Source organism: Protofrankia sp. CiP1_Cm_nod4 (genome assembly GCF_982290645.1).
Window position 1 is genome coordinate 176171 of sequence record NZ_CEVIVC010000001.1, and the last position, 17791, is coordinate 193961.

Consider the following 17791-nt stretch of genomic DNA (forward strand, 5'->3'; position numbering starts at 1 on the left):
CAGCGCCGGCGGGCACAGCGCTGGTGGATGTGGATGAGCTCGTCATGGTGACACGTACTCCCGAGGTGCTGAAGCTTCCCGTCCTGAAGATCTTCCTGTCCGGAGCTTCCTGGCCGCCGGAGCGGCCGCGGTCAGCCCATGCTGCTGCCACCGTTGACGCTGAGGACCTGGCCGGTGACGAACCCCGCGTCCTCCCGGGCCAGGTAGGCCACGGCCGCGGCGACGTCCTCCACGCTGCCGGGCCGGTGCAGCGGGATCAGCTCGACGGCGCGGTCGATGACGTGCAGCAGCCGGTCCGGCAGCGTGCCCGCGCGCAGGCCCGCGTCAAGCTCCGGGGTGCGCACGTAGGACGGGGCGACGACGTTGACGGTGATCCCGGCGGTGGCGAACTCACGCGCCAGGCCGGTGGTCAGGGCGTGCACCCCGCCCTTGGCGGCGTTGTACACGGCATGGTCCACCAGCCCGTTGCGCACCGACTCGGCGCCGATGCTGACGATCCGGCCGTACCCTCGGGCGGCCATGTGCGGCAGCACCGCCAGCGTGCAGCGCAGCACCGTCCACAGGTTGTTCTCGATCGTCGCCCGCAGGGTCTGCTCGGTGTGCTCCAGCGTCGGCCTGATCACCCCGCCGCCGGCGTTGTTGACCAGGATGTCGACGCCACCGAAGGCGTCGACCGCCGCCCGCAGCAGGTCCTCGCCCGCGCCCGGCCGGGACAGGTCCGCGACGTGCCCGGCCAGGTCCACACCGGTGCGGTGGTCACCCAGCTCGCCGTAGGCGCGCTTGAGCTCCTCGGGGTGCAGGGCGGCGACCAGCACGCGGGCCCCGTCGGCGAGCAGCCGGCGGGTGATCCCCAGCCCGATCCCGGTCGCCCCGCCGGTGACCACCGCCGTGCGGCCCCGCAGCGGGGTGGTCACAGGATGATCGCAAGATCGCCGGCCGGGCGCAGGGTGGTCATGTCCAGGACCACGCGCTTGGACCGGATCCGCAGCCGCCCGTCGATCGCGACGAACCGGTAGTGGTACTTCCCCACGTAGTACGACGCCTTGCCGTTGCGGAACCGCCACACCGTGAAGGACGCCACGACCGGCAGCTCGTCGCCCTCCCGCACACCCACCACGACGTTGCTGAACTGGTGGTTCGTGCGCGAGTGCGGGTACTCGCGGTGCGCCCGGCGGCTGTTGAGACGCTCCACCCGCAGCCGCAGGCGCAGCGCGTTGTCGTCGACGAGGACGAGGTCCCGGGCGGGGTCGCCGTCCGGGCTGTCGTTGCACGGGACGACGTAGGACGCCTCGGGCGCGAACAGCGTGAGCCAGGTGTCGAGATCCCAGGCGTCGAGCAGCTCGGCCTCCAGGCAGAGGAAGTCCTCGACCTGCGACCGGCCGAGCGCGTCCAGGCCGAGGACCACGTCGGGCTGGGACAGCCGGATGATCGGGGCCGGCTGGACGGCCGGGGCGGCCGGGGCACCTGTGGTCGTGGTCATCGGGACGCTCCCGCTCCGCCGCCGTAGCCGGCCGTGCCCATCTGCTGGCTCCAGCGCCGCCAGAAGGCGCGCATCTGCGCCTCGTCGTTGGCCGCGGGGGTGCGGGCCATCCCGCGGGAGATGTCGTTCCACTCCACGCCGCCGCTGCTGAACCCCTGCTGGCAGGACTCCAGCGCCTCCAGGTCGTCCGGGGTGGCGAAGCCGGCCGGGCCGAGGAAGGTCAGGAAGCTGTCGAGCCGGCGCTGGCGCAGCTGGGCGAGCTCGTCGCGGGGCGCGAGTTCCCAGGCGGTGACGTCCATCCGGTTGGGCGCCAGCGGCATGAAGGTACGCACCGTGACCGCCATGATGTCGTTGACGACCAGGTTCGGATAGATCAGCAGGTTGCGGTTGGTGTCGGCCATCCGGCTGCCGCGTGCCTCGCCGTGCCGGGAGACCAGGTCGGCGCGCATGCGGGCGATCTCCTCCCGGGAGTCCTCGCCGAACAGCGGCTCCCACTTGGCGATCGGCCGCCCCCAGGGTGCCCGGTACTCCAGGACGGCGTGCCCGTTGCCCAGGTCGTAGGAGGTGCCGTCCACCCCGCCGGCGAGGTCGGTGCCCAGCGCCAGCAGGTACTTGAAGTAGGTGTCATGGGTGGAGACGGCGTGGTAGCCGTCGATGCTGTTCTCGGCGAGCAGCTTCCAGTTCGCCTCGATGCAGTACTCGTTGGTCCCCTTGATGATCTCCATTTCCCCGTCGGCGGAGTCGATCACCAGGTCCAGGTACTCGACCGCGCCGGCAAGGTAGCTGACCAGGTCCTGGATCTCCGGGTCGAAGCTGGCGAACACGAACCCCCGGTAGCTTTCCACCCGGGCCACCGGCCTGAGGGACAGCGCGGCCAGATCGAGCTCCCCGCCGTACGCGTCCCGGTCGGGGATCCCCATCAGGTGTCCCTCGGAGTCGAAGGTCCAGGCGTGGTAGAAGCACGAGAACGCCTTGGCGTTGCCGGCCGGCTGCCGGCAGACCACCGCGCCCCGGTGGGTGCAGGTGTTGTGGAAGACGTTTATCCGGCCGCTCTTCGCCCCGCGGACCATGAACACCGGCCGGCCGCCGACCGGCCGGCGGACGTAGTCGCCCGGCCTGGACACCTCGGACTCGTGGCCGACGTAGAGCCACGAGTGGCTGAACACCCGGTCCAGCTCCGCGCGGAACACCTCCGGCGAGGTCATCGTCGAGCGGTGGACGCGGAACCGGTGCCGGCCGGTGTCCTCGTCGACCAGCGGGAACCGGCTGTCGGTAGCGGGCGCCGCGTCGAGCAGCGCCGTCGACACTCTCGGTAATTCTGATGTTCTCGACAGGGAAGTCACGGGATCATCTCCGCGAAAAGATCATGAACGGGTGGCGGACGGGCGCGCCAGGAAATGGCGCACGATCTCGGAGAAGTCGTCGGGACGCTCGATCTGCGTCCAGTGCCCACAGCGGGCGAAGACCGCCAGGTCGGCGTCGGGCAGCAGGCGGGCCATGTTCCAGGCGACCTCGACCGGGACGACCTTGTCCTCCCGCCCGTGCACCAGCAGCGTCGGGGTGGTGATGGTGACGACCTCGTCCGCCTCGATGGCGAGCTGGCTGCCGGCGTGGCGGGGGCTGAAGAACATGTCGCGGTAGGCCTCGAAGGCGCCCGGTGCGACGCTGGCCTCGTGCCGGATGCGCACCAGGTCGTCGGTGATGATGGCCGGGTCGACCGCAAAGCAGTCGAGCAGCAGCCGGCGCATGTTCTCCAGCGACGGCTCGTACTCCCGCAGCGCGCGCAGGCCCTCGGTGGGCGTCATCCCCACGCCGGGGACACCCATCAGCACCATCCGGTCCAGCCGTTCGGGGTGCTGCGAGGCCATCCCCAGCGCGATCCGCCCGCCCAGCGAGTTGCCGACCACCGACACCCGCTCGAGCTCGAGCGCGTCCAGCAGCGCCCAGGTGTGGTCGATCCAGGTGGCCAGCGAGTAGTGGATGTCGGCGGGCCGTCCGGTGTGGCCGAACCCGACGATGTCGGGGGCGATCACCCGGAACCGCTGGGCCAGCACGGGGATCGTCAGGCGCCAGTTCGCCCACGCCGAGACCCCGGGCCCGGATCCGTGCAGCAGCAGCACCGGGTCCCCGGAGCCGAGGTCGTGGTAGTGCGTCGGGATGCCGCCGGCGTCGACCGTCCGCCCGGCGGCCTCGTCGGTGACCTCATCGGTGACCGTCGTTGTGCTCACAGACCGGCCTTTCCCTCGAAGATCGCGAAACACTTGTTGGAGTTGAAGACGTCGGTGACCACGAAGGTGGACCAGCTCAGCGGCATGCCGAGCTCGTCCATGGCGCCGGCCAGGCAGAACCAGTTGAGCATCTCGTGCTGCCCGGCCCGCACGATCTGCGCGCCGGTGACGCTGCTCCACGCCGCGTAGTCGCCCCGCACGAACGCCTCGTACAGCCGCAGGTCGGCCGCGGTGTCGGGGCGCAGGTGCCAGGAGGCGTCGGTGAGGAACGCGTGCGACCAGCTGGACGAGGCCACCAGGGCGACCCGCTTGTCGCCGGCGCGCAGCGCGCGGGCCACCGCCCGGCCGAGCTCGAAGCAGCGCGCCGGGGACGGGCCGGCCGGGTCCAGCCGTTCGTCCCGGATCTCGGCGAACCGGGCCAGCGCGCCCCGGCGGGCGATCGCGTGCTGGCCGTAGCAGTTCACCGTGATCGGCAGCAGCCGGTAGGGGAACTCGGTGCCGGCGTGGTCGTAGTCCAGGAACAGCTGGGTGTTGACGATCGCGTGGGGGAAGTGCGCGCCGGCCCGCTTCCGGTAGGAGTACGCGACGTCGAAACCGTCCTGGAGCAGGTCGTCGGTGAGCGCCCGGGCCGCGGCGGCGTCGGAGCGCAGGGTGAACGTCATGTCGTCCGGCCGGCCCCAGGCGTTCGGGCTGCCCCGCTCGTTCATCAGCGCGAACGGGTGCACCTCGGTGTCGTCGTAGGCCAGCACGCAGAAGGGCGGTATCACCTCCTCCCGGAAGTTCTCGTACTGGTCGTCGCCCCACACCACGAGCAGGTCCGGCTGGAAGGCGTCGAGCGCGGCCCGGCAGCGGGCCAGGCCCGCGCGCAGCTCGCGGCGGTGCCCGGCGGCGGCCGCGACTCCCTGGTCGTCAGCCCACTCCCGGCGCATCGGCTCCGGCCAGGACGCCGGATCCTTCTCCGCCGCGGGGATGTCGGGATCCTGCAGCGTCCAGCGCAGCAGCCCGGCCATGTGCTCGTCGGTGCCGGCGAGTAACGGGTAATGGGTCAGCCCGAGCCCGAGAAACTCCGCCATGTCTCACTCCTCTGGTTCGCCCGGACGGCCCGTTGGCACGAGCCGTCTGTCCAGGCCGATGAGCCCGAGCGCGTTGCGCCGGCCGATGGCGGCCCGCAGGCCGGCGGTCAGCCGCTCGTGCGGCCCGGCGAGCACCGCGCCCGCCGGGCTCTCCCGTGCCGCGAAGGGATAGTCGGTGCCGAGCAGGACGTGCTCGGCACCGAAACGCGCCACCGCCAGCAGCAGGCTGTCCACGTCATAGGTCAGCGAGTCGCTGTAGAGCGAACGGGCCAGCGCGCTCGGTAACTGGTCCGCTGGTAGCGCCGGGTCGCTGATGAGCCGGCCCCGGTCGAGCCGGGGCAGCAGCCACGGCAGGCAGCCGCCGCCGTGCGCCAGGCACAGCCGCAGCCCCGGCCGGCGGGCCAGCGCGCCGCCGGCCAGCAGGCCGGCGATCGCGATCCCGGTCTCGGACGGCATGCCGGCGCCGAAGCCCACCCCGAGCCTGGCCAGCCGCGGATCCAGCACCGAGTCGGCGGGGTGCACCAGCACCAGGGCGCCGAGCTCCCCGGCGGCGGCGAAGAACGGGTCGAACCGGGGGTCGCCCAGCTCGTCCTGGCCGACCCGGGTGCCGATCTCGACGCCGAGGAAGCCCAGCTCCCGCACGCACCGGCGCAGCTCGGCGACGGCCACGTCGGGGTCCTGCAACGGCACCGCGCCCAGGGCGCGGAACCGCTCGGGACGCTCGGCGACCAGCGAGGCGAGGAAGTCGTTCTGCGACCGCGCGAGGACCGCGGCACCGGCGGCCGGGGCGTCATGACAGAAAGTGATCGGAATCGGGGAGAGCACCTGCACCGCGACGCCCTCGGCGTCCATGTCGGCCAGGCGGCGCCGCGCCGACCAGCAGCGGTCGTCGACGTCACGGTACGGCCGCCCGCCGACGAGGATGCGCGCCCGGGTGTCACCGAGCCGCTGGACGCAGGGCCAGCCTCGCCAGCCGTCGCGCCCGGCGAGATCGGGCAGCCACGGCGCGATGGCGTGCGTGTGCACGTCGACCAGCCCCGCGCCGGGCAGCCCCGCGCCGGCCGGCGCGCCGCCGGTCACCGCTTCTCCTGCTGTTCTCCCGCTGCCGCTGCCTCGCCCGCCACGGCGCTACCCGCCGCAGGCGTCGTCGACGGGCGAGGACGGCACGTTCACGAACGTCCGCTCGGGGGCCGGCCGATAGATGATCAATTGGCACCAGTCCTTCTCCGGGACCGCCAAGGTCTGCCATCCGACTGGTCGCAACCATAACTATTCTGCATACATGTTTCAAGCATATATATGAAGATCATATAGGCAAACTCTGACCGTCCCCTCATAGGCGGCTACCATCGGTGGAGTCCGCTGACAGGAGGCACCATAATCTTGTTACAGGATTCGATGATGATCGGTTATTCGCCCGGCCTCTGGGCGGGCCACGGCCGGCCGGCGCGGCGCCGGCGGCCGGCGTACGGGCGCGGGCCAGTAGGGCGCGGGCCAGTAGGATGTGGACCGGTAAGGAGCGCGGACGATGCCAGCTGACGCGACGCCTCGAAGTTCTCGCGCGCAGCAGGTCGCGGCGGAGATCGAGGCCAGGATTCTCGCCGAGCGGCTGCCCGCCGGCAGCCGGCTCGGGCTGCGCACCGAACTGATCAGCAGTTTCGAGGTCAGCCCCTCGGTGATGAACGAGGCCCTGGGCATCCTGCGCGAACGTGATCTGATCACGGTCAGGCCCGGGCCCAACGGCGGGGTGTTCGTGGCCAACCCACCGCCCCAGGTCCGCCTCGGCGGAGTCGACCTGTGGCACCAGGGGCTGACCGTGGACCCCGAGCATCTCTTCGAGGCACGCGCCTACCTGGACTCGCTCTTCCCGCCGGTGGCGCTGCAACGCGCCTCCCCCGAGGACGTGCGGGCGATGGAATGGGCCCTGCATGACATGCAGGCGGCAATGGACGACCCGCACGCCTATCTGGCCGCGAACATGCGCCTGCACCTGGCCATCGCCCGGGCGTCCCGGATCGAGGTCCTGGTCGGCCTCTACCAGACGATCGTGTCGATCCTCAGCGCCACGCTCACGAAGGCGACGTACGTGGAGGGCAGCGAGGAGCTGCGGCACCACAACCTGGAGGTGCACAGCAACCTCGTCGCCGCGATCCGGGAGCAGGACACGGTCGCGCTGGAGAAGATCCTCGCGCTGCACAGCCACGACATGGTCCGCATCGCCTGACCAGGCGGGCGGGCGGCCGCGGCCGGCCGGCGGCCGCGCCGCGGGCGCCCACGGCATCGCTGACGCCCACGGCGCGGCCGGCCACCGGGGAGCCGGGTGGCTCGTGGCCGCCGACGTGGCGATCGCCGTGGCCCGGCCCGTTCCCCGTCTCCCCTGTACCGGACCTGTCCCGGCTTTCGTGTTCTAGGCGAGCCCGAGCTGGCGGGCCAGCGTCGTGACGTCCCAGTAGGCGTGGATGGCGGCCGCGCGGCCTTCGGGGCCGACGGTGAAGACATCGGCGCCCGCCAGGTCGAACGCCCGCCCGGTGGCCGGCACCCCGGGCGGGAAGCCCTCACCGGTGTGGGTTCCGGTCATGCGCCACTCCTGCGCGACACGACCGGTGATCTCGTCGACGAGGGGGTCGCCCACCGGCTCGAGACGCAGGTCGGGAAAGCCCTGCCAGGCCGCCTGGAAGAACCCGCGCGCACCCTCGAGATCGGTGATGTCGGCCGGCAGCGACGGGTCGGCCCACCGGAAACGGCTTGCCAGCAGGCCCGCGACGACGTCCAGGTCCCGCCCGTTCCAGGCGGCGAAGTAACGCTCCGGATATGTGCTCAGGGACTCGCGTATCGAAACTCCCATGATCTCTCCTCGTTGATGGTCATGGCATCACCGCCGTCCACCCGTACCAGCGGTACTCCCGTCGCGCGGGCCGGCGGTGACCGGCCCGCGCGACGGGGAACCTGCGCGCCGTGGCTGCCGGACGGGCCCGGTGGGCGGCCGGTGCCCCGGCCGGCCGGGACGCCCGTCCGCGCGTACCCGTCACATGGCGCTCGGGATCAGCCGCTGGACGCGTCGAGATAGATCGTCTTGAGGACCTGGAAGGCGTGCAGCCCCTCCGGGCCGAGTTCGCGGCCGATCCCGCTCGCCTTGATCCCGCCGAACGGCGCGGTGGGGTCGTTGACGTAGGCGTTGATCCCGATCGTGCCGCTCTGGACCTTCCGGGCGAGCGCCGTGCCGCGCTCCGGGTCGGCCGTCCACACGGATCCGCCGAGGCCGTAGTCGCTGTCGTTCGCGATGGCGACGGCCTCCTCCTCGGTGGAGTACGGGATCACCGCCAGCACCGGCCCGAAGATCTCCTCCTGGGCGATGGTCTGCTTGTTGTCCACGTCCGCGAAGACCGTGGGCTCGACATACCATCCCTTGTCGAGGTCCTTGGGCCGCCTGCCGCCGGTGGTCAGCCGGGCCCCTTCGCTCTCGCCCTTGGCGATGTAGGACTCCACCCGCTCCCGCTGCCGGGACGACACCAGCGGGCCCAGCTGGGTCGCCGGGTCGAGCGGGTCCCCCACCGCCAGCGAGCTGACGAGCCCGGTGATGGTGTCGACCACCTCCTGGTACCGGCGCCGGGGGGCGAGGACGCGCGTGCCGAGCCAGCAGATCTGGCCGTTGTTGAGCAGGGTCGAGGCGAAGAAGCTCTGGATGTTGGCCGCCAGGTCGGCGTCGTCGAGCACGATCGCGGCCGACTTGCCGCCCAGCTCAAGGGTCACCGGCCGCAGCAGCCGGCCGCAGGTCTCGGCGATCGCGCGCCCGGCGGCGGTGGACCCGGTGAAGGAGACCTTGTCGACCCCGGGGTGGGAGACGAGGTGGGCGCCGACCTCGCGGCCACCGGGGACGATGTTGAGCACGCCGGCGGGCAGCCCGGCCTCCAGCGCGGCCTCACCCACGAGGAAGGCGTCCAGCACGGTCTCCGGCGCGGGCTTGATCACAACGGTGGAGCCGCTGGCCAGCGCTGGCGCGATCTTCAGGAAGGAGATCGCCTGCGGCACGTTCCACGGGACCACGGCGCCGACCACGCCGACGGGCTCGCGGATGACCAGGGAGCGGCCGCCCAGCATGCCGGGGCGTATCTCCTCCAGCCCGGTCTGCGCGACCAGGCCGCTGTAGTAGCGCAGCAGCAACGGCGGGAAGCCCGCCTCGAACTGGTTGGCTAACCAGATCGGCATCCCGTTCTGGACGCTGACCCGGCGCGCGGTCTCCGCGCCGCGTGCCTCCAGCGCGGCCGCGAACCGCTCCAGCACCTCCGCGCGGCGCGCCGGCGACCACCGGGACCACCCGTCCGGGTCGTCGAAGGCGCGGCGCGCCGCCGCCACCGCCAGGTCGATGTCGCGTTCGGTCCCCTCCGGGACGCTGCCCACCCGCTCCTCGGTGCTGGCCGAGTGCACGGGGATGCTGCCGTTCGCGGCCGGCGCCTGCCAGGCGCCGTCGATGTAGAACTGGTCGTAGTCGATCGTCGTCGTCATTGGCATTCTCCTTACGAGGACGGAATCCTGCGCGGGCCGCCACGCTCACTCGTGGACAAGAACAATCTTCACCGCCTCGCCACGGTGCCGCGGTGCCGCGGCTTCGTTGATCTGCGTGGACGGCACCGTGGTGATCAGTTTGCCGGCGGGGAGCTTCCCGGCCCGGTGCGGCGCGAGCGGCTCGGGGCTGAAGCTGTCCGGTCCGCTGCCGCCCGCCACGACCGCGGTGATGGCCAGCCCGGCACCTGGGCATGCCGGCCGGAGCGTGCCCGGAGGCATCCGGATCAGCCGTTGTCGGCCGACACCGTCACCCGGACGCCCTTGCATTCGCTGGTGATGACGAGCTGGCAGGACAGCCGGGAGTCCTCCCGCGTGCCGTCGGCGAACTCCAGCAGCTCGCGCTCCTCGTCGGTCATCTCGTCGAAGAACGCCTGCGACTCCGGGCCGACGTAGACGTGGCACGTCGCGCACGAGCAGCTACCGCCGCACTCGGCGACGATCCCCGGCAGGTTGTTGCGAACCGAACCATCCATCACGGTCTGCCCAGGCGGGACGTCGACCGCGTGTTCGGTGCCGTCGGGCAGAACGTAGGTGATTATGGGCATCGCGCGCTCCGTGCTCATCCGGTTGTTTCATATGGCTTGATGACGACCTGACATAACAACAGCTTTGTTTTTCATGTGGTGACGGTTCATACGGTGACGGTTCATGTGATCACGGCGCCGCGGAGTGGTACGGCGGGGTCGGCCAGCCGTACCGGGTCGACCCGCTCACCGCCGGCGATGAGCTTCTTGCCGGCCATGAAGTCGCCCGGCGAGTTCGCGGACTCCACCGCCGTGATCCTGCCGTCCGTGTGGTGGAACAGGGCGAAGCGCCCCGATGCCGGGTCACCGCGCAGGACGGTACCGGGCGGCGCGGAGACGATCCCGGCTATCTTGAGCTTCAGGTCGAACTGGTCGGACCAGAACCAGGGCACCTCCGGGTGGACGGGCTGCGCGCCGACGATCGCGGCCGTGGCCTGCTTGGCCTGCTCCACCGCGCTGGGGATGCTCTCCAGCCGCTGCAGCCCGTCGACGCCCGGCAGCGGCCGGCGGGTGACGTCCCCGATCGCGAAGATCGCCGGATCGCTGGTGCGCGCCTGGCCGTCGACCAGGATCCCCTGCTCGCAGGCCAGGCCGGCCGCCACTGCGAGCTCGTCGCGCGGGACCGCGCCGATGCCCACGAGGGCGATGTCGCAGGCTATCCGCGTCCCGTCGCCGAGAAGCACGCCCTGGACCCGGCCGTCCTCGCCGGACAGGCCGACGACCTGCGCCCCGGTGAGGATCGTGGTGTCGCGCTCCCGGTGGTACGCCGCCAGGATCTCCGACAGCCGGCTGCTCGCCACCCGCGCGAGCACCCGCTCCTCGCGTTCGATGACCGTCACCTCGACGCCGCCCGCCCGCGCCACCGCCGCGACCTCCAGGCCGACGTACCCACCACCGATGATCGCGATCGGGCCGCCGCTGATGACGGCCTTGCGCAGGACACGGGCGTCGGCGAGGGTGCGCAGGGTGAGAACACCGGCGAGATCGGCCCCGGGCGCCGGCAGCCGCCGGGGCTCGGCCCCGGTGGCGAGGACGAGCACGTCGTAGTCGACGGTCTGCGCGCCGCTCGTGTACACGCGGCGCGCCACGGGGTCGACCGACTCGACCGACTCGCCCAGCCGGACGGAGATGTCCTGCTCCGGGTAGAACTCCGGCGGGCGCAGCCAGTGCTCGAGATCGCCGTCGATGAACTTCTTGGACAGGGGCGGACGGTGGTACGGCAGGTCCGTCTCCTGGCCGAACAGCACGATCTCACCGGTGAAGCCGGCCTGCCGCAGCAGCCCTACCAGCGTGCCGCCCGCATGACCTCCCCCGACGACCACCACCCGGCGGCTGTCGGGGGAAACCCGCCGCTGGGTCACCGCAGCTCCAGACGTACCGGCAGTTTCTTCAGCCCGCCGACGAAGTTCGTCTGGACGACCTTGCGCTCGCCGGTCAGCTCGATCTTCCCGATACGCGGCAGCAGCTCCTCGAGTATGATCCTCAGCTCGAGCTTGGCCACGTGCTGGCCGATGCACATGTGCGGGCCGTAGCCGAAGGCGATGTGCTTGTTCGGCCGGCGGTCGATCCGGAATGTGTCGGGATCGTCGAACACCTCGGCGTCGCGGTTGGCCGACTGGTACAGCAGCATCAGCCGGTCACCCTTCTTGATCTCGCTTCCGTTCAGCGTGTAATCCTCGGTGGCCTGCCGGGTGAACTGCTTGACCGGGGACGCCCAGCGCAGCGCCTCGTTGAGCAGGTGCGGGACGAGCGAAAGATCATCCTGGACCCTCTTGAGCTGGTCGGGATGCAGCGCGAGCTGCTCAAGCGCTCCCGAGAGCGTGCTCGACGTCGTGTCGTGACCGGCGGTGGCGATCGCGATGAACCAGCCGTAGGCGAACCCCTTCGGATAGTACTCGCCGTCCTCCCCCTTCGCGAGCGCGATGATCGTGGCGAGGTCGTCCTTCGGGTTCTTCCGCCGGTCCTCCACCAGCACGTCGAAGTAGGCGTAGAAGTCCCTGATCGCCGCGGACCACTGCTGCGCGGCCGCCTCCGGAGTGAGCGCCTCGACATCCTCCCGGCGCGCCTCGGGGTCCTCCGTGCCAAAGAACTCCTGGCTGAGCGCCATCATCCTCGGCTCGTCCTCCTCGGGCACGCCGAAAAGGGTCATGATGACGTGCAGCGGGTAGAAGAGCGCGAACTCCCTGACGAAGTCGATATTGTTCTCGCCGGGGTGCAGGAACCTGGCGATGACCTCCCGGGCGAGCTCGCGGATGGTGTCCTCCCACTTCTTCAGGTTCGCGGGGCGGAACCATTCGACCGCGACGTCCTTGACCGCGGTGTGCTCCGGCGGGTCAAGGTAGGGGAGCGCGTCGAGAATGCGCAGGCTGCCACCGGTGAGGTTCTTGGTGAACTCGTCACCGGCCTGGTTCTGCAGAATCGGGTTGTGAGAGCCCGGCTGGACACCGCCACCGCTGGTGAAGATGTCCGGCTGCCGCTCGATCTCCATGATGTCGGCATGCCTGGCGACCAGCCAGACCGGATCGTAGCCCGCCACCCTGACCTGACCGAGCGGATTGTTCTCACGCAGCCACTGGTAGGCGGCGAACAGCCTGTCCTCGTCGATATGCCCCTCGGGTAAGACGACCTGACAGGCAATCTCGTCCGGTATCGGACGGGTGTTCACAGGTGCGACCGCGACCATGAGCTCTCCTCATACATGATCTTTAATCCAGATCCACCGAAGGTGGGAAGATGATCGACAACCCCCCTTCCCTGTCGACGCCGCCCAGAGGCGAACCGCAGGCGACGACACTGGCGCCCGGTCGGGTCAACGGTAGGCGGCCAAACTGTGTCCTGCATCACCCATAGGGGAAATCCTCGTACCCCTTGCGGATACCTGAGGTACCACCTTAGGAACATATAGTGATCGAAAAATTTCCCTGCGTTACCAACTGCCCGGTCGCGGGGCCATCCGTCCATGACGGAGAACCCCGCGACGCGGGAGGAAGCCCCGCCGACCCGACGGAACCGAAAGAGCCCCACCCCCACCGGACGGCGTGCGCGGACGGTGCGACGAGGCCCCGGCGACCCGGCCGGCCGGCCCGCTGCCGGACCCGTCCGACAGCGGCTGATCACTCCTGGCGAGGGCGGCACCCACCTGAGCCATGGCTCCGGTCCCCCTTTGGAGGTAATTCCTGTCTCCCGTCAGTGGTGTTCAATTGCCAGGCCCGACAGCGCCTTGAAAAAGGCCGTTCGTACCAGTACATTTGCCCTCCGGCGGGCCGGCGTTTTCCGGGCGGGCAGCCAGGAAGATCATGTCATCTACTCCCTGACGAGCAGCACCCCTGCTCGCTTCCTGATCGAAGAGGGTCATCGGTTCAATGGACGACCAGTTCACTGACGTGACGTACAAGGTCGAAAACGGCCTGGCCTGGATCACCATCAATCGGCCGGAGCGTTACAATTCGTTCCGGGCCCGCACCGTCGACGAGCTGATCAAAAGCTTCAAGCGCGCCTGGGCCAGCGACGAGGTCGGCGTCATCGCTCTCACCGGCGCCGGCGAGAAAGCCTTCTGCACCGGCGGTGACCAGAAACAGCGCCTGGAGACCGGCGACTACGGCCCGTCGGACAGCGGCCTGTTCGAGGTGGACGCCCTGCACCGGGTCATCCGTGACGTGCCCAAGCCCGTCATCGCGGCGGTGAACGGTTTCGCCATCGGCGGCGGCCACGTCCTGCACCTGTTGTGCGACCTCAGCATCGCGTCCGAGACCGCCCGTTTCGGCCAGAACGGCCCGCGGGTCGGCTCGTTCGACGCCGGTTTCGGCACCGGCTACCTCGCCCGCGTGATCGGTGAGAAGCGAGCCCGCGAGATCTGGTTCCTCTGCCGCCAGTACAGCGCCCAGCAGGCCGCGGACTGGGGCCTGGTCAACAAGGTGGTCCCGGCCGCCCAGCTGCGGGCGGAGGTCCGCGCCTGGGCGGATGAGATCCTCCTGCTGTCGCCCACCTCGCTCAAGGTGCTCAAGCAGTCGCTGAACACCGACACCGAGCACTTCGCGGGAATCGGGCAGCTGGCGTACTCCAGCCTCAAGCTGTTCGGTGAGTCCCCCGAGGCCAAGGAAGGCATCACCGCCTTCAACGAGAAGCGCCCGCCGGACTTCTCCGTGTACCGGGGCAACTGAAGTAACGGGCAACTAAAATACCGGAGCAACTGGAGTACCGGAGCAGCCGAAGTACCGGGCAGCCGAAGGCCCGTCCGCGGCACCGCGCACGAGACAGACAGCACCGCGGTGCCGCGGGAGCGGCTTCCGGCCCGCTGTGACCGCGGGTGCGTGACCGGGCAGCACCGCCAACGCCGACAGAGCCCCCCGGGGAGACCATCAGAGCTCCCCGGGGCTGCGCAGGGCCACCAGAGCCGACAAGGGACCACCCATGGCTGACAGCTCGAAGTCCATCTACTCGCCAGACGTGCTGCTGGGAAAACGGGTTCTCATCACCGGCGGTGGGACCGGCCTCGGCCGGGGGGTGGCGGCCCACCTGGTGCAGCACGGCGCCGAGGTCCATCTGTGGGGGCGCCGGCAGGCCGTCCTGGAGGATGCCGCCGCGCAGGCGTCGGCCTCCCGGCCGGGCAGCGTCCACGTGCAGACGGTCGACGTGCGCAAGGCGGATCTCGTCGACGCGGCCATCGACGGGATCTGGTCCCAGTACGGGCCGTTGACCAGCGTCGTCAACAACGCCGCGGCGAACTTCATCGCGCCGACCGCCAGCCTGAGCGCACGCGCCTTCGAGGCCGTCAGCTCGACCGTGATGAACGGCTCCTTCAACACCACCCACGCCGCCGGCCGCCGCTGGATCGCCGAGGGGCTGCCAGGGGCGGTGCTGTCCATGCTCACCACCTGGATCTGGACCGGCTCCGCGTTCGTGGTCCCCTCCGCGATGGGCAAGGCCGCCGTGCACGCCATGACCATGTCGCTGGCGGTCGAGTGGGCCCGCTACGGCATCCGCCTCAACGCCCTCGCGCCCGGGCCCATCCCGACGGACTACGCCTGGGAGATGCTCAACCCCACCGACAGGAGCTCGGTCGGGGCGACCCAGGCCGACCAGATCCCGATGCGCCGCGTGGGCACCGTCGAGGAGCTGGCGAACCTCGTGATATTCCTCCTGTCGGACGCCTGCGACTACCTCACCGGCGAGACGATCGCGATGGACGGGGGGCAGAAACTGGCCGGCCCGGGGACGTTCGCGGGCCTGACCACCCTGAGCGACCAGGACTGGTCCGAAATCCGCGAGCGCAGCCAGCTGGCGAGCGCGCAGAGCAAGGCCCAGCGCGACGTCTGACGGTATCCCCTCCGCTCCGCCCATTTCTTCGGGGCACCGTCCCCCCACATAAACGGTACTTTCCCCAGAAACCGGAGGAACGCCCCCGGACGGCGATTATCCGGGGGCGTTCCGCTGTCTTTCCGGGTTCTCGTCGCTGCTTTCCCGTTTCTACTCCCCTGTTTTTCGGGCAGCCGGGGGACAGCCCGGCCGGGACAGCTGCCGGCGCCTGGCCCGGCCTGCTGTCCCCCGGCCCGCGTCCCCTACCTGCCGGTGAACCGTGGCGGCCGGCGTGCCTTGAACGCCGTCAGGGCCTCGGTCATGTCCTCACCGCGCGTCAGCAGCGCCTGGCCGCGGTTCTCCAGCTCGAGCGCCGCCGCGAAGGAGGCGTTCTCCTGGTTGTGCTGCAGCGCGCGCTTGGACATGCGGATACCGGCGGGCGAGTTGCCGGCGATCTGTTTCGCCACCGTGAACGCCTCCTCAAGCAGCGTCTCCGACGGCACGAGCCGGTTCGCCAGCCCGATGCGGACCGCCTCCTCGGCCTCGACGGTACGCACCGTGTAGGCGATCTCGGCCGCCCGCCCGGGCCCGACCAGCCGGGTGAGCTGCCACGAGGTGCCCAGGTCCCCGATGGACAGCCCGAGCCGGACGAACGGGGCGTTGAACTTGGCGGTCGGCGCGACCAGGCGGATGTCCGCGGCGAGCGCGAGCGCCAGCCCGCCCCCCGAGGCCGCCCCGTGGATGGCCGCGACCACGGGGAAGGGAAGGGCACGGATCGCCGCGAAACCCCCGGCCGCGATCTCCTGGAAACGCAGGAACTCACGCACGCCCATGGTGGCGATGACGCCGATCTCGTCGAGGTCGAAGCCCGCGCAGAACGCGCGGCCGCCCGCCCCGGTGAGGATCAGCGCCCTGGCGTCGGTGTCCCGCAGGGCGTGGGCGACGGTGTTGAACTCCTCGAACATCTTGACCGTCAGCGAGTTCATCCGGTGGGGACGGTTGACCGTCAGCAGCACGCTGCCGCCCGCCAGGGGCTCGAGCGTCAGCGTCTCCAACTTCGGTGGCTCGAACTGGAGCATGAAACCGCCTTCCCCACTGTTGGTCCGATCTCTCGTCACCGGCCGGGCAACGGCCAGCCCGGGAACAGGAGCGCCGGTGTGCTCCTGCGCGTCGGCGTACTCCCGTCCGAGGGCGTCGAGGGCCGCCGGGAAGCCGATCTCCTCGTCCCTGGTGAGCACCACCTGGCCACGGTTCTCCAGCTCCAGGGCGGCCGGGTACGAGGACACCTCCATGTTGGCCTGCAGCGACCGTTTGGACAGCTGGATGGCGCCAGCCGGGCTGGCGCGGATGACCTCGGCCATGGCGACGGCCTCGGCCAGCAGGGCCTGCGCCGGGACGATCCTGTTGACCAGGCCGATCCGCTCGGCCTCCTGCGCCTCGACGAAACGCCCGGTATAGGCGATGTCGGCGCTGAGCGCGGGCCCGACGATGCGCGGCAGCAGCCAGGAGGCGCCCATGTCCCCGGCGGACAGGCCGATGCGTACGAAGGCGGCGTTGAACCTCACCGACGGCGTGGCCAGCCGGATGTCGGCGACGAGCGCGAGCGACATCCCGCCGCCCGCGGCGGTGCCGTTGAGCGCCGCGATCACCGGGATCCGGACCGACCGGAGCGTCGCCAGCGCGCGGGCGGCGCGCTCCTGGCGTACGAGCATGCCCATGGGCGACAGGCTCGACAGCTCCTCGGCGTCGTCGAGGTCGTAGCCGGCGCAGAAGGCCCGGTCCCCCGCGCCCGTGAGGATCAGGACGCGCGCGTCGAGGTCGCCGTCCACCGCCAGGGCCAGGTCCTCGAGCTCCTCGAACATGCGCACCGTCATCGCGTTCAGCCGCTCCGGGCGGTTCAGCGTCGCGACGATGATGCCGTCCGAGGGGCGTTCGACCAGGATGGTCTCGAACGCGGCCTCCTCGATGCTCCCCACAGTTCTTCCCCTCAGCTGTTCGTGTGCATCCCGCCACGTGATAAGCGCTGGAGCTGGTCGACGGTGGCGGTGGCGGTGGCGGTGGCGGTGTCCGGTGTCCGCGGGGCCGGGCCGGCCGGCGGCCCGAAGGTCCCCGTCCGGTACGGCTGAAGATTGTTCTCCCGCCAGAGGTCGGCGATGAAGGTATGTGACACCACGACTCCCTCACAGCGCTGCAGGTACCGCGCCATCGCACGGCTCGACCAGCGCCGCAGCCCGGTCTCCGCGGGCGGCGACTGCCGGGCCAGTGCGAGAATCCTTGCCCGCACCCGTCCGTCATGAACCGGCGGCGGCGCGGGCCGCGGCGCGTCGTAGAGCCCCTCGATCCCGAATCTGGCGAAACGGGCCGGCCACAGATACACGGTGGGCGGCGACACTCGCAGCAGAGCGGCTATCGCGCGGGCCGGCATGCCTTCATCCCACCACAGCACCATCCGCGCCCGGTCGGCAACCGCCCGTTCCTCGACCGGACCGCGGACCAGCATAATCAGATCTGATCTCTGTTCGTCGGTCAGCGTATAACGGTTCACTGCCATGGAAAAATCCCGCCAAACTCCGAGAAGTACATCCATCCACCGCTGTTCACGGATACCGGGCCGCCCCGGCGGGGGCC

17 protein-coding genes are annotated in these 17791 nt (G+C 70.5%); 3 read left to right on the plus strand and 14 right to left on the minus strand.

Annotated elements, in window-relative coordinates; translation table 11 throughout:
* Positions 1 to 131 precede the first annotated feature (131 nt).
* The 6 genes from AC5LSR_RS00700 to AC5LSR_RS00725 are packed head-to-tail and all read right to left on the minus strand — an operon-like array spanning position 132 to position 5861.
* Positions 132 to 914: an SDR family NAD(P)-dependent oxidoreductase gene (locus tag AC5LSR_RS00700; protein ID WP_250283949.1), complete on the minus strand. Its 783-nt coding sequence runs from the start codon at positions 912 to 914 to the stop codon at positions 132 to 134.
* A complete protein-coding gene (locus tag AC5LSR_RS00705; protein ID WP_250291027.1) occupies positions 911 to 1480 on the minus strand; it encodes an aromatic-ring-hydroxylating dioxygenase subunit beta in 570 nt (189 codons plus the stop codon). The genes AC5LSR_RS00700 and AC5LSR_RS00705 overlap by 4 nt, the downstream gene beginning before the upstream one ends.
* Positions 1477 to 2823 carry an aromatic ring-hydroxylating oxygenase subunit alpha gene (locus AC5LSR_RS00710; protein WP_493468059.1) on the minus strand — a complete coding sequence of 449 codons (1347 nt, stop codon included), beginning with the start codon at positions 2821 to 2823 and terminating at the stop codon, positions 1477 to 1479. The genes AC5LSR_RS00705 and AC5LSR_RS00710 overlap by 4 nt, the downstream gene beginning before the upstream one ends.
* 21 nt (positions 2824 to 2844) lie before the next feature.
* On the minus strand, positions 2845 to 3708 hold the full coding sequence (locus AC5LSR_RS00715) for an alpha/beta fold hydrolase (RefSeq protein ID WP_250286865.1): 864 nt from the start codon (positions 3706 to 3708) through the stop codon (positions 2845 to 2847).
* A complete protein-coding gene (locus AC5LSR_RS00720) occupies positions 3705 to 4781 on the minus strand; it encodes a DODA-type extradiol aromatic ring-opening family dioxygenase (RefSeq protein ID WP_250286863.1) in 1077 nt (358 codons plus the stop codon). The genes AC5LSR_RS00715 and AC5LSR_RS00720 overlap by 4 nt, the downstream gene beginning before the upstream one ends.
* Positions 4782 to 4784: 3 nt before the next feature.
* Positions 4785 to 5861 carry an amidohydrolase family protein gene (locus tag AC5LSR_RS00725; RefSeq protein ID WP_250286861.1) on the minus strand — a complete coding sequence of 359 codons (1077 nt, stop codon included), beginning with the start codon at positions 5859 to 5861 and terminating at the stop codon, positions 4785 to 4787.
* A gap of 448 nt (positions 5862 to 6309) precedes the next feature.
* On the opposite strand from AC5LSR_RS00725, the gene AC5LSR_RS00730 reads away from it, so the two are divergent.
* Positions 6310 to 7005: a FadR/GntR family transcriptional regulator gene (locus AC5LSR_RS00730; protein ID WP_250286859.1), complete on the plus strand. Its 696-nt coding sequence runs from the start codon at positions 6310 to 6312 to the stop codon at positions 7003 to 7005.
* Positions 7006 to 7188: 183 nt separating this feature from the next.
* On the opposite strand, the gene AC5LSR_RS00735 is transcribed toward AC5LSR_RS00730, so the two are convergent.
* The 6 genes from AC5LSR_RS00735 to AC5LSR_RS00760 all read right to left on the minus strand — a co-directional run bounded on the left by AC5LSR_RS00735 (position 7189) and on the right by AC5LSR_RS00760 (position 12551).
* The gene (locus AC5LSR_RS00735; RefSeq protein WP_250280825.1) at positions 7189 to 7626 is read right to left on the minus strand and encodes an ester cyclase; all 438 of its coding nucleotides are present in this window, start codon (positions 7624 to 7626) and stop codon (positions 7189 to 7191) included.
* A gap of 197 nt (positions 7627 to 7823) precedes the next feature.
* A complete protein-coding gene (locus AC5LSR_RS00740) occupies positions 7824 to 9284 on the minus strand; it encodes an aldehyde dehydrogenase (protein WP_250280826.1) in 1461 nt (486 codons plus the stop codon).
* Positions 9285 to 9329: 45 nt separating this feature from the next.
* The gene (locus AC5LSR_RS00745) at positions 9330 to 9563 is read right to left on the minus strand and encodes a hypothetical protein (protein WP_250280827.1); all 234 of its coding nucleotides are present in this window, start codon (positions 9561 to 9563) and stop codon (positions 9330 to 9332) included.
* A 5-nt stretch (positions 9564 to 9568) separates the two neighbouring features.
* A complete protein-coding gene (locus AC5LSR_RS00750; protein WP_250280828.1) occupies positions 9569 to 9907 on the minus strand; it encodes a 2Fe-2S iron-sulfur cluster-binding protein in 339 nt (112 codons plus the stop codon).
* Between the two features lie 83 nt (positions 9908 to 9990).
* Entirely contained in the window at positions 9991 to 11229 is a 1239-nt protein-coding gene (locus AC5LSR_RS00755) for an NAD(P)/FAD-dependent oxidoreductase (RefSeq protein ID WP_250280830.1), read from the minus strand.
* Positions 11226 to 12551 (minus strand): cytochrome P450, encoded by a 1326-nt coding sequence (locus AC5LSR_RS00760; RefSeq protein WP_250280831.1) that lies wholly within the window; start codon positions 12549 to 12551, stop codon positions 11226 to 11228. The genes AC5LSR_RS00755 and AC5LSR_RS00760 overlap by 4 nt, the downstream gene beginning before the upstream one ends.
* 679 nt (positions 12552 to 13230) lie before the next feature.
* Here AC5LSR_RS00760 and AC5LSR_RS00765 point away from each other — a divergent pair.
* Positions 13231 to 14028 carry an enoyl-CoA hydratase-related protein gene (locus AC5LSR_RS00765; RefSeq protein ID WP_250280833.1) on the plus strand — a complete coding sequence of 266 codons (798 nt, stop codon included), beginning with the start codon at positions 13231 to 13233 and terminating at the stop codon, positions 14026 to 14028.
* Positions 14029 to 14278: 250 nt separating this feature from the next.
* Positions 14279 to 15184: an SDR family oxidoreductase gene (locus AC5LSR_RS00770; RefSeq protein ID WP_250290999.1), complete on the plus strand. Its 906-nt coding sequence runs from the start codon at positions 14279 to 14281 to the stop codon at positions 15182 to 15184.
* A 242-nt stretch (positions 15185 to 15426) separates the two neighbouring features.
* Here AC5LSR_RS00770 and AC5LSR_RS00775 read toward each other — a convergent pair whose 3' ends face one another.
* A complete protein-coding gene (locus tag AC5LSR_RS00775; protein WP_250280835.1) occupies positions 15427 to 17139 on the minus strand; it encodes an enoyl-CoA hydratase/isomerase family protein in 1713 nt (570 codons plus the stop codon).
* Positions 17140 to 17150: 11 nt separating this feature from the next.
* Positions 17151 to 17714 (minus strand): helix-turn-helix domain-containing protein, encoded by a 564-nt coding sequence (locus AC5LSR_RS00780; protein ID WP_250280836.1) that lies wholly within the window; start codon positions 17712 to 17714, stop codon positions 17151 to 17153.
* Positions 17715 to 17791: the final 77 nt, after the last annotated feature.